We start from the raw sequence: 11,824 nt of genomic DNA, 5'->3' as shown, positions 1-11,824 counted from the left end.
TGATAAGGGCGGATAGGTAGCATTTATTTTATAACTTGATATTATGTTTGCCTTGTAAATTTGGCTCAAAAAATTTAGAATCTAAGCCTTTTTTCTATACAATTTTGCTGATTTTGGCATTTATAAGATTCTAAGGAAAAGCACTAAAATGATTAGCAAACATTCCATTGAAACGCTCAAACAAACAATAGATATTCTTGATGTTATCGGCTCGGTTGTGGAGTTAAAAAAAGTTGGAAGCAATTATGTGGCGTGTTGTCCATTCCACGATGAGAAAACACCTAGCTTTGTGGTGAGCCCAGCAAAAGGATTCTATCACTGCTATGGCTGTGGTGTGGGCGGTGATAGTATAAAGTTTCTTATGGAGTATGAAAAGCTAAGTTTTGTAGAGAGTGTGGAAAAAATCGCAGCGATTATGAACTTCACGCTTGAATACGAAAAGAGCTATGAGAAAAAACCCGATTTTACTTTGCTTGATGAGATAACACGCTTTTATCAAAAGAATCTCTTAAATCATAAGCCATCGTTAGAATATCTTAGCTCTCGCTGTGTGGCAAACTCAAGCATTGAAAAGTTTGCTTTGGGCTATTGTGGGGCGAGCTTTGAAACGCTCAAATTTCTTAATGCTAAAATGCTGAATAAGGCTGAAGCCTTGGAATATGGCGTGATTGGCAAAGATTCTACAAGGGAGTATGCGAGGTTTAGCGATAGGATTATTTTTCCCATTCATTCCCCTAGTGGCAAGGTTGTGGGCTTTGGCGGACGCACGATGAGTGGGGCAAATGCGAAATATATAAACTCCCCACAAAGCAAGATTTTCAATAAATCAAAACTGCTTTATGGCTACTACATCGCAAAGGATAAGATTTATAAGCAAAAGAAAATCATTGTATGTGAGGGGTATCTTGATGTGATTATGTTGCATCAAGTGGGGTTTGACTACGCCGTGGCGACACTTGGCACGGCTTTGACAAAGGATCATTTGCCACTCTTAAGCAAGGGGGAGCCAAAGGTGATTTTAAGCTATGATGGCGATAAGGCAGGGATAAATGCAGCTTTTAAAGCAGCTAAGATTCTAGCCGCAAGTGGCAAAGATGGGGGTGTTGTGATTTTTGCTAATGGAGCTGACCCTGCTGATATGGTGGCAAATAAGCAGGTGAATGAACTTAGCGATATGTTTGCTAACCCTATGCGTTTTGTGGATTTTATCCTAAGCCATATTGCTAAAAGTTATGATCTCAATAATCCTTTGGAGAAAGAGAAGGCATTAACTGAATCTACGCAGTTTATTCACACACTTAGCCCAGTGTTGCAAGAGGAGTATAAGCCCACACTCGCACATTTGCTATCTTTGCCTACACATCTTATCGGCTCAAAACGCCGTGTGTTGCATACTCCCCCTGCTTTTACCGCCCCAACGCAAGAGATTGCTGAATCTGTGCTTGTGAAAACCTTGCTTGAAAAGCCTGAATGGATTGATTTTACATTAGAATATATTGATATATCGTTGTTTGCTTACAAAAGAGAAGAGTTTGCCAAGCTTTTGCAACAAGAGGTAGAACACCCACTGCTTATTGCCATTGCCATTAATGAAAAAATTAAGCCTTTAAATGATTTACCCTCCCTTAAAGAACATTTGAGATTATTCATTATTCAAGCTTATACGCAGTTTTTGTCTCAAATACCGCGTTTTGAAGCGATGAGTTTGCAGGAAAAAGGCACACTCATCAAGGAAGTAAAAACCAAAATCTTACAACTTAAAAAAGGAGAATTATTGCCCTATGTTAGCTTTAGCACTTTTTAGCGGAGGTTGTGATAGCCTCATCTCTATGAAACTATTAAAAGATCAAGGCATTGATGTGATTGCACTGCATTTTAACATCGGCTTTGGCGGGAATAAGGATAAGCTAGAATATTTTCAAAACGCCACAGCACAGATTGATGTGAAACTACAAGTCCTTGATATAAGGCAGCAGTTTTTTAATGATGTGTTGTTTAAGCCAAAATACGGCTATGGCAAGTATTTTAACCCCTGCATTGATTGCCACGCCAATATGTTTGCCAATGCCTTTGATTATCTACTTAAGGTTAATGCGGACTTTGTCATTAGTGGTGAGGTGCTAGGACAGCGTCCAAAATCCCAACGCAAGGAAGCCTTAGATCAAGTTAGGTCTCTTGTGCGAAAAATAGGGCTAGATTCTAAATTTGATAGAATCTTAAGCCGTGATGGGAGCGATAAGAGTAAGCCACAAACCCTTGATGAGCTGCTTTTGCGTCCTATGAGTGCCAAACTTTTGGAGCCAAGTTTCCCTGAAAAAATGGGCTGGGTGGATAGAGAGAGATTGCTTGATGTGAGTGGGCGGGGACGCACAAGGCAGCTAGAAATGATTAAGGCGTATGGGTTTGAGTATTTTGAAAAGCCCGGAGGTGGCTGTCTGCTCACTCAAGATTCTGTGGCGTTAAAGATTAAGGATCTCATCTCGCATCGTCAAATGCAGTTTGAAGATATAGAGATGGTAAAGGTTGGGCGGTATCTCGTGCTGGAAAATGGTGCGAGATGTGTCATTGCAAGGAATGAAGAGGAAAATGCTAAACTTGCCACGCCAAATCCGCAAATGGAGCAGATTACTTTGCTTGATTGCGTAGGACCGCTTGGGATTGTGGAGAGCAATGCAAGTGCGGAAGATAAGATTCTAGCTGGACGCATTGCCTTAAGCTATGCTAGAACAGAATCTCACAAATCCTATCAAGTTAAAATCGGCTCTATGGTGCATACACTCACACCGCTTGAACGGGAAAAAGCACAGGAATATTTGCTATTAAGTTCTTAATTTTATGTTGAGATTGGGGATTTACAAGTGATAGTTTATAGAATCTATGATAACTAAATTTAGTTTAATAGACTAAAGTTTTTTTATAAAAATGATATAAAGTATTGACTTGTTTAACAAGTTAATATAAAATTATCGCGCTTCAAAAATTGAGTGCTAAATTTTTGATAATTTTATAATGACAAGGAGTTTGATATGAAGTTTAAACCTCTAGGTGAAAGGGTGCTTGTAGAGCGTCTCGAGGAAGATACAAAGACAAGTTCAGGTATTATCATTCCTGATAATGCTAAGGAAAAGCCGCTTATGGGTCTTGTAAGGGCTGTAAGTGCGAAAGTCAAAGATGACAAGGCATTGAAAGAGAATGACACAATCGTGTTTGGCAAATATAAAGGCACTGAAATCAAGCTAGATTCTAAAGAATATATCGTTTTAGAGCTAGAAGATATTTTGGGCGTTATTGAAAAATAAATCACACATAAGGAGTAGCAAATGGCAAAAGAAATTCACTTTTCAGATTCAGCGAGAAACAAATTGTATGAAGGGATTAAGCAGTTAAGCGATGCCGTTAAGGTAACAATGGGACCAAAAGGGCGAAATGTCCTTATTCAAAAAAGCTATGGTGCGCCTACAATTACAAAAGATGGCGTGTCTGTGGCAAAAGAAGTAGAGTTAGCTGATCCTATTGCAAATATGGGTGCACAGCTTGTAAAAGAAGTAGCGAGTAAAACCGCCGATGCGGCAGGTGATGGGACGACTACGGCAACCGTGCTTGCATACAGCATTTACAAAGAGGGTTTAAGAAATATTACAGCTGGGGCTAATCCTATTGCCGTAAAACGCGGTATGGATAAGGCGGTGGCGGCGATTATTGATGAGCTGAAAAAGATTAGCAAAAAAGTTGGTGGCAAAAGCGACATCGCACAAGTAGCGACAATCTCCGCAAACTCTGATGAAAACATTGGCTCACTTATCGCAGAAGCAATGGAAAAAGTCGGCAAAGATGGTGTCATCACTGTTGAAGAAGCTAAGGGTATTAATGATGAGCTAAGTGTTGTTGAGGGTATGCAGTTTGATAGGGGCTATCTTTCGGCATATTTTGTAACAAATACAGATAAAATGACAGCACAGCTTGAAAATGCCTATGTGCTTTTAACAGATAAAAAAATCTCAAATATGAAAGAGATTTTGCCTTTGCTTGAAGCGACTATGCAAAGTGGCAAACCACTTCTTATCATTGCTGAAGATATTGAGGGCGAAGCACTTACAACTTTGGTAGTCAATAAACTCCGTGGTGTGCTGAATGTATCAGCAGTTAAGGCTCCGGGCTTTGGCGATAGAAGAAAGGCAATGCTACAAGATATTGCTATCCTTACAGGTGGGCAAGTGATTAGCGAAGAGCTTGGCAAAACGCTGGAGGCTGCTACTATCGCTGATTTAGGAAGTGCGGCAAGAATCGTGATTGATAAAGATAATACGACAATCGTTGATGGCAAAGGCAAAGCAAAAGATGTCAAAGATAGAATCGCACAAATCAAAATGGAGATTGAAAACACAACAAGTGATTATGATAGAGAAAAACTCCAAGAGCGTTTGGCAAAGCTTAGCGGTGGTGTGGCTGTTATTAAGGTAGGTGCACCAAGTGAAGTAGAGATGAAAGAGAAAAAAGATCGCGTAGATGACGCGCTTGCAGCGACAAAAGCAGCGGTTGAAGAAGGCATTGTAGCAGGAGGCGGTGTAGCCCTTATCCATGCGGCTAAGAAAGTGAATCTAAAGCTTAGCGGCGATGAGGCGATTGGCTATGATATTATCAAACGCGCGATTAAAGCTCCATTGGCACAAATCGCTACAAACGCAGGATATGATGCGGGCGTGGTAGTCAATAAAGTGCAAGAAGTGGAAGGTAGTGGCGGTATCTATGGCTTTGATGCAAGTAAGGGTGAGCATGTGGATAGTATGTTTAAAGAAGGCATTATTGATCCATTGAAAGTTACTCGTATAGCGCTGCAAAATGCGGTTTCTGTCTCAAGTCTGCTTTTGACAACAGAGGCGACAATTAATGAGATTAAAGAAGATAAGCCAGTCCCTGCAATGCCTGATATGGGTGGAATGGGAGGTATGGGCGGAATGATGTAATCCCCCCAACCCTTTTTTGGCTGCAAGATTCTGTCTCCCTTATGGGGCACAGAGTCTATATCATTCCACAACTTCACACCCGAAGGAGTCCCCCTATGCAAATAAAATCTACACTCAAACAGCTTATTAAAAACAATCCACTTTATAAAGACTTTATCCACCCTATGCGTGTTAAGTTAAAAGAAAAAGCTTTAGCTAAACTAGATGATGAAAGTTACTTTATAAAAAGACATAAAAAATATTTGGCTATACACCAGATTTTAAAATAATGAAAAAATCATTCATAGAATCTTGTTTGATAGAAATCCAATATATACAGCCCTAGCAGATAAACTCAAAGCTAGAATCTACATTGCCACCACATTACAACACTTTAATCCAACTCACAATACACAGGATAATACTACTTATACTATGGGGGGGGGGGGCAACCTTATAGCCTAAATCAAAACAATATAGATTTACAAAATGATCCTACTTTAAACACAACAACTTCTATTTCCCCACAAACACAAAATAAAGAATGTTACAATCCAAATCAAAATAACACAGAATCTAGCAATAAAACTTCACAAGCAACACAATATAAAGAAAATGAAAACATAAATTCTACTTCCATTTGTCATGCTGAGCCTTTAGGTGAAGTATCTAAAACTTTAGAATCCAAACAAGATTCAAGCAAAGATATTTCGTGCTTACACACTCAATATGACAAGATTCTAGAAACCACACAAAACACACCAGAAAATCCTATACCTAACCAAGCAACACAGATTCTAAACTCACTTCTTGCTAAAGATTCTCTGCTTTTCCAACCTATTGACACACTCACACAAGAACTCTTTAATACAAATGAATGTCAATACTTACCAAAACTCTATGGAATCTATAAAAGTGTAGATGAGATTGATTTCTCTAAACTTCCACAAAGCTTTGTATTAAAGACAAATCACGATAGCGGTGGTGTAGTCTTAGTCAAAGATAAAGTTGCTTTTCTAAAAGATTCTAAAAGCTTTAATGAAGCTATGACTAAACTCACAACACATTTAAACACAAACTTTTACACACTTTATAGAGAATGGCATTATAAAGACATAGAGCCTAGAATCTTTGTGGAGGAGATGTTGTTGGAGACTAACGCAGATGGGGAAGCTAAAGTGCCAAGTGATTATAAAATCCACTGCTTTGGTAAAACACAATACATACAAGTGGATACCGATAGATTTGTGGAGCATACAAGAAGTATTTTTGATGAGAATTGGAATGTTATGCCGATAAAATATCTTTATCAGCCTCCAAATATCATTCCAAATAAGCCCGAACACCTTAACATTATGCTTGAGATTGCCCGTATGTTAATAATGTCGCCTTATCTAAGAGTTGATTTGTATAATATCCAAGGTAGAATTGTGGTTGGGGAACTTACTTTTACCCCAGAAAGTGGCACGGGCAGATTCACACCACAAGAATGGGATAAAAAGTTTGGGGATATGTGGAAATAATCCTTTCACCCCGTGTTGCGTAAGCCTTGAGCTATGCCTACAATGGTAGCGTGAATCTGCTCCATCAGTCGCTCTTGTGCTTGTGGATAATGGCAGGTTTGGTATTTCTTAATCAGCTCAATCTGCGTGAGATTAAGCACACTTAAATATGGTTTGCGTAGCAGGATAGATTCCCTAATCTCACTTTCAGAATCAAGCAGGGCATTCTCCCCTCTAAGATAGAGCAAATGCTCTAGTGTCAGCTGATACTGCGTATAGATAAGCTCCCAGATTCTATCCCCTATCGTTTTATCTGGCACAAACTCATTATATAGCTTAGCTATCTCTACATCTACTTTCAAAAAAGCTTGAGAGATATTATCAATCGTGGTTTTGAAAAATAGCGAGTTAGCATAGCAGTCTTTGAGTGCGTTTTTATCCCCGCTGGCTAATGCACTGCCTAGCCCATACCACGCCGGGAGAATGGAGCGATTTTGCGTCCAAGCAAACACCCAAGGAATAGCGCGTAAATCCTCCACACTCTGTGTATCCTTGCGTTTGCTAGGGCGTGAGCCAAGATTAAGATTCTGTATAAATTCAATAGGCGTGGCGTGTTTAAAATATGTCATAAAGCCCTTGTCTTCATACACAAGCTTACGATACGCCACACAAGAGACTTGTGAGATAGGCTCAAGGAGCTTCATCATCTGCGGGTCTATCTCACAAGCTCCGCCTATGCAAAATGTATCATTCATACTTTTTTTGAGTAACGCACTTATCGTACTCGAAAGGTTTTTTGTAGCAATGTTTTTATTTAAATATTTCGCACTTATCATCTCACCCTGTTCCGTTGTTTTAAGCACCCCACACACACTTTGTGGAGTAGCAGAAAGCAAGGCTTCTTCAAGGCTTCCTCCTCCGCGACTCACACTCCCACCGCGTCCGTGGAAAAAGGCGATGGTAAGCGGTAGCTCATTTTGGAGTTTGATTAAATCCGCAATTGCAAAGTAGAGATTGTAATTACTTGCAAAAATCCCTCCATCTTTACTTGAATCCGAATAGCCCACCATAATTTCTTGTATATTGTCATTATCAAGTAAATATTGCTGATAATGGGCGTTAGCATAGAGTGTTTTGATGGTGTGTTTAGCGTGTTGTAAATCATCAATTGTCTCAAAAAGCGGAGCAATGGAGATTTTCGCCCTGCCTTTTTTAGATTCCTTTTTCTTGCCCGGCTTCCACAAGCCACTTTGTTTAGCAAACCACAGCACACAGAGCAAATCGCTAGGCTCACTGCTCATAGAGATAATAAAGCTTTGCAGGATAGATTCCGAAATATGCTTTTTTGCCCACGCGATTCTTAGAAACGCTCCCACAAACCGCCTTGTAGAATCTGAAAGCTCTTCTAATATCGTGTTTAAATCAAGCTTTTTGGCACTCAAAGCAAGGTTTAGAATCTCGCATTTTTTCTGCTCACTCATATCCTTAAAATCGCTATCACATAGTCCAATCAGGCAAAAAATCTCACTCGTAGCACTCAAAATCACATCGCGATGCTCTCTAAAATCAAGCCTTAAAAGATGAAATCCACCTAAAAGCACGAGATTATAAAACTCCACCAAGCCACTTGCTGAAAGAGAATCTAAAGAGCGTATCAGCATATCAATATCGCCTAAAAGCTCTTTAGAGTTGCTATAAGTAAAGTCCACAGAATCTGTGGTGTTAATGGCGATAAGGCGGTTTTGGAGCTTCTTTTTGATAAGGTAGAGCTTCGCACGGAAAGGCTCCTTGGCATAGAGTGTGGATTCTGTGCTTGGGAGCTGCTCTTTTTCTAATTGTAATGACTGCAAAAGCTCGGCACTAGGCTCTTTTAAATCACTTGAAAGCGATAACTCACGGATAAGTTTTTCACATTTTTTGATATACATCTCTATAATCGCTCTATGGGCGGTTTTCATCACCTTTGTCATAATCTCATTGCTGACATAAGGATTCCCGTCTCTATCGCCCCCTACCCAGCTGCCTAGAATAATAGGAGAGTGCTTCAAGCTTGTACCTATAAGGGTTTGAATATCACTAAGCACTTGCGTGGCAGATTCTACAATGGAGCTTTCAATAATATAAAGTAGGTTATCAAGTTCAAAAAGAATCTCCATTTTTTCGCTTCTTACCAAATGTGTGTGCCATAATAGATTTAAGCGATAGAGAAGCTCAAATCGTGCTTGAGAATCATTATGAGTAAAAATATCTCTAATGTTTTTGCTCATTTTGTGATGGGCTTCAAGGAATGTGCGGCGGCGAGATTCAGTGGGGTGAGCGGTGAAAACGGGATAAAAGGCGATATTTTGTAAAACCTTTAGAATATCTTGCTTATCATAGCCCTCATTTTTTAAATCTAGCAAAGTTTGGGGCAAGGCATTAAGTGTGGCAGAATCGCTTAAATTTAGCTCTTCAATGATATTTAAAAGCATATGATAAAGCGTAAAAGCCTTGATAATGGATAGTGTTTTATCTTGGCTAGAAATATGAGAAAGCGTCTGTGTGAGTGTGGCAGAATCGGCATTTTCAAGGCTGTGCTTGATAGTGATAAATGCGTCTTTTAGCTCTTTATCTACACTTTCAAGGAGCTGTAAAATCATACTTGATACAAAGTCCATTTGGCTAGATTGTAATGCGGCAGAATGTGCGTGATGAGCTGTTGTGGAATCTTGTGATATGGTATGTGTCGTGCTAGAGTGTTGCATATTTACCCCCTTGTGAGTTTTGGCTTTGCTTACTTACTGCGGGATTAATTATAACTAAGTTTGTTTTAACTACAATTGAGTCTTAAACTTTAAAAGTGGCTTACCACGAAAGGATTGATTATGGCATTACAAGTATATTACGATAAAGATTGCGATTTAGGACTTATTCAAAAGAAAAAGGTAGCCGTGATTGGCTTTGGGAGTCAGGGGCACGCACACGCGGAAAACTTGCGAGATTCAGGCGTAGAAGTCATCATCGGGCTGTATAAGGGCGGATCTAGCTGGGCTAAGGCTGAAGCAAAGGGCTTTAAGGTGCTAGAAGTAGCTGCAGCGACAAAAGAAGCCGATGTGATTATGATTCTAATCCCAGATGAATTGCAAGCTGATGTATTCACACAAGATATTAAGCCAAATTTGAGTGAAGATAAAATCATCGCCTTTGGACACGGCTTTAATATCCATTTCGGGCAGATTCAAGCTCCAAAAGGTGTAGGCGTGATAATGGTAGCACCCAAAGCTCCCGGACACACGGTTAGAAGCGAGTTTGTAAAAGGTGGTGGAATCCCAGATCTAATCGCAGTAGAGCAAGATACTAGCAGGGGTGATGCTAAAGCGATTGCCCTAAGCTATGCAAGTGCGATTGGCGGTGGCAGAAGTGGCATTATAGAAACAACTTTTAAAGACGAGACAGAAACAGATCTTTTTGGCGAACAAGCTGTGCTTTGCGGCGGGGTAACTAGCCTTGTAAAAGCGGGGTTTGAAACGCTCGTAGAAGCGGGATACCCTGAAGAGATGGCATATTTTGAGTGTTTGCACGAGCTAAAGCTCATTGTGGATTTAATCTATGAAGGCGGCTTAGCAAATATGCGATACTCTATCTCAAATACCGCAGAATATGGCGATATGGTAAGTGGTCCTAGAGTGATAAATGCTGAATCTAAAAAGGCGATGAAAGAGATTCTAGCAGATATACAAGAGGGACGCTTTGCTAAAGACTTTATTTTGGAGCGAAAGGCTGGGTATGCGAGAATGAATGCAGAGAGAAAGAATCTAAACGCTCACAAGATTGAAAAAGTCGGCGGTAGGCTAAGGGCGATGATGCCTTGGATTGGCGCAAATAAACTTGTGGATAAGGATAAGAACTAATGAAAAAGCACTTTTGTATTGAGTTTTTTTCTCATAGGACACAAAGAGTATTGATTATTTGTGCAATTTTTACTATTTTCTTTTGCATTGTTTTGCTTAACATTACTCGCACATCAGTTTGGGGTGATGAGGGTTTTAGCGTTATGACAATCGGTGGAGGAAATGGTATAAAGGCTTCTATGGAAAATTTTTGGAATCTTATTATGGCGGACAACCACCCTTTTTTATATAACTTTTTACTCTATTTTTATGCGAAAGTGTTTGGTTATTCTGATGGGGTGCTGAGATTTTTTAGTGCGTTGTGGATTTGCGTGGGTGGTGTTGTTGGCTATTTACTTTTGAGACGACATGCGGGGGGGGGGCTTTCTCTACTTTATTTGCTTTTTTATATGCTTACACCAAATACCATATATTACGCACAAGAATTACGCAATTATGGAATGATACTTGGACTTTCAAGCATTTTTTGTATCCTGTATTTCCTTATACGAGAATATATCTACAATCGTTTTGAGACACAGCATATTTGGGCATATTTTTTTGCCGTAGTATGTGTCGGAGTGGCTCTTATCCTCACACATTACTATGCGTATATATTCTTATTTTCATCAGGCTGTATTTTATTGCTTGAAAGCTTTGTAAAAAAGAAACTTTTTTTAATCACGCTGGGCAGTTTTGTTTTTATTGGTGTTGTTGGCATCGTATGGTTATTGTTGCATTGCTATATGGGCGACTTTCATTTGCGTATAGCTGATGCATCAAATGGAAATTCTTGGACATACGACAGAGGACTTACCGTGCTTTTGTTGAGTATAGTGCTTTCTATGTTGGGTAAATATGGCTGGGGGGCCATTTTGTTTGCACTATTATATGTAGTTTTGATGTATTTTGAATCCTTAAAACAATGCATAAAATTTTATTTTGGTTTGTGTCTGCCTATTATTTTTGAGATGATGATTGTTGCGATAATTTTTCTTTTTTTTACCAAGACAATGACTACTCGTTATTTTATGGAGCTTTATCCTTTTGCCTATCTATTTATTGCGCTTATATTAAATGTTGGAGGAAAGCGAATTGTGCCATTCGTATTTTTAATTGTTGTTTGTTTAATTGGGCATAGTTTCTTTTTGAGTAAAACTTATGAGAAAGAAGATATACGCACAGCTTCCGTTTATGTTGAAAGACATTTTAATAGGAATGAGTGTAGGCTTCCTGTGGGTTGGATAAGTTATGCAAGATATTTACCAAACTTTGAGGTCGTTGAGAGGCCGTTATTGCAAGATGGGTGTGATTTGATATTATTGAGTGTAACAGATATTGATGATGTAGCACAAGACTTTAGCAATATTCGTGGATATCTTGCGGAACACAATATCACAAATAGTTATTGTATTTTGGAGTTTAATAATGCCGTTTTAGTTGTTAAAGATGATTATCAAGGCTGTAGAGCAAAGCAATAAACACATTATATACTGTGGAAGTTTCCGTA

Annotated in this window: 9 protein-coding genes and 1 pseudogene; 8 read left to right on the top strand and 2 right to left on the bottom strand. The window is 39.2% G+C overall.

The window, feature by feature from the left end; all coding sequences use genetic code 11:
• Window positions 1–148 precede the first annotated feature (148 nt).
• The 5 genes and pseudogenes from dnaG to HCN_RS10230 all read left to right on the top strand — a co-directional run bounded on the left by dnaG (window position 149) and on the right by HCN_RS10230 (window position 5,233).
• A complete protein-coding gene (gene dnaG / locus HCN_RS10250) occupies window positions 149–1,804 on the top strand; it encodes a DNA primase (protein ID WP_014667460.1) in 1,656 nt (551 codons plus the stop codon).
• Window positions 1,782–2,831: an argininosuccinate synthase domain-containing protein gene (locus tag HCN_RS10245; RefSeq protein WP_014667459.1), complete on the top strand. Its 1,050-nt coding sequence runs from the start codon at window positions 1,782–1,784 to the stop codon at window positions 2,829–2,831. The genes dnaG and HCN_RS10245 overlap by 23 nt, the downstream gene beginning before the upstream one ends.
• A 195-nt stretch (window positions 2,832–3,026) precedes the next feature.
• Window positions 3,027–3,290, top strand: a pseudogene (gene groES / locus HCN_RS10240) (co-chaperone GroES); the annotation flags it as partial.
• Window positions 3,291–3,320: 30 nt separating this feature from the next.
• Window positions 3,321–4,964: a chaperonin GroEL gene (gene groL, locus HCN_RS10235; RefSeq protein ID WP_002956012.1), complete on the top strand. Its 1,644-nt coding sequence runs from the start codon at window positions 3,321–3,323 to the stop codon at window positions 4,962–4,964.
• Window positions 4,965–5,059: 95 nt separating this feature from the next.
• Complete coding sequence (locus HCN_RS10230) at window positions 5,060–5,233, top strand: hypothetical protein (RefSeq protein WP_014667457.1); 174 nt, start codon at window positions 5,060–5,062, stop codon at window positions 5,231–5,233.
• A gap of 434 nt (window positions 5,234–5,667) precedes the next feature.
• Here HCN_RS10230 and HCN_RS12465 read toward each other — a convergent pair whose 3' ends face one another.
• A complete protein-coding gene (locus HCN_RS12465; protein WP_269461163.1) occupies window positions 5,668–5,796 on the bottom strand; it encodes a hypothetical protein in 129 nt (42 codons plus the stop codon).
• Between HCN_RS12465 and HCN_RS10225 the strand changes: the two genes are divergently transcribed.
• The gene (locus tag HCN_RS10225; protein WP_306304882.1) at window positions 5,738–6,466 is read left to right on the top strand and encodes an ATP-grasp fold amidoligase family protein; all 729 of its coding nucleotides are present in this window, start codon (window positions 5,738–5,740) and stop codon (window positions 6,464–6,466) included. The two genes, HCN_RS12465 and HCN_RS10225, sit on opposite strands and share 59 nt — an antisense overlap.
• 5 nt (window positions 6,467–6,471) lie before the next feature.
• On the opposite strand, the gene HCN_RS10220 is transcribed toward HCN_RS10225, so the two are convergent.
• Window positions 6,472–9,189, bottom strand: coding sequence for a phosphoenolpyruvate carboxylase (locus HCN_RS10220; RefSeq protein WP_014667455.1), 2,718 nt, complete (start codon window positions 9,187–9,189; stop codon window positions 6,472–6,474).
• A gap of 120 nt (window positions 9,190–9,309) precedes the next feature.
• Between HCN_RS10220 and ilvC the strand changes: the two genes are divergently transcribed.
• Both ilvC and HCN_RS10210 read left to right on the top strand, forming a co-directional pair.
• Window positions 9,310–10,335: a ketol-acid reductoisomerase gene (ilvC, locus tag HCN_RS10215; protein ID WP_014667454.1), complete on the top strand. Its 1,026-nt coding sequence runs from the start codon at window positions 9,310–9,312 to the stop codon at window positions 10,333–10,335.
• Window positions 10,335–11,795, top strand: coding sequence for a glycosyltransferase family 39 protein (locus HCN_RS10210; protein ID WP_014667453.1), 1,461 nt, complete (start codon window positions 10,335–10,337; stop codon window positions 11,793–11,795). The genes ilvC and HCN_RS10210 overlap by 1 nt, the downstream gene beginning before the upstream one ends.
• The last annotated feature ends 29 nt before the right edge of the window (window positions 11,796–11,824 follow it).

It is taken from the genome of Helicobacter cinaedi PAGU611, from assembly GCF_000284635.1.
Taxonomy (GTDB): domain Bacteria; phylum Campylobacterota; class Campylobacteria; order Campylobacterales; family Helicobacteraceae; genus Helicobacter_C; species Helicobacter_C cinaedi.
The sequence above is the reverse complement of the archived record's forward strand: the minus strand, read 5'-3'. Positions and strand labels throughout refer to the sequence as shown.

Coding starts and splice junctions, on each gene's coding strand:
- dnaG (WP_014667460.1), top strand. CDS start 149: ATGATTAGCAAACATTCCATTGAAACGCTCAAACAAACAATAGATATT.
- HCN_RS10245 (WP_014667459.1), top strand. CDS start 1,782: ATGTTAGCTTTAGCACTTTTTAGCGGAGGTTGTGATAGCCTCATCTCT.
- groL (WP_002956012.1), top strand. CDS start 3,321: ATGGCAAAAGAAATTCACTTTTCAGATTCAGCGAGAAACAAATTGTAT.
- HCN_RS10230 (WP_014667457.1), top strand. CDS start 5,060: ATGCAAATAAAATCTACACTCAAACAGCTTATTAAAAACAATCCACTT.
- HCN_RS10220 (WP_014667455.1), bottom strand. CDS start 9,189: ATGCAACACTCTAGCACGACACATACCATATCACAAGATTCCACAACA.
- ilvC (WP_014667454.1), top strand. CDS start 9,310: ATGGCATTACAAGTATATTACGATAAAGATTGCGATTTAGGACTTATT.
- HCN_RS10210 (WP_014667453.1), top strand. CDS start 10,335: ATGAAAAAGCACTTTTGTATTGAGTTTTTTTCTCATAGGACACAAAGA.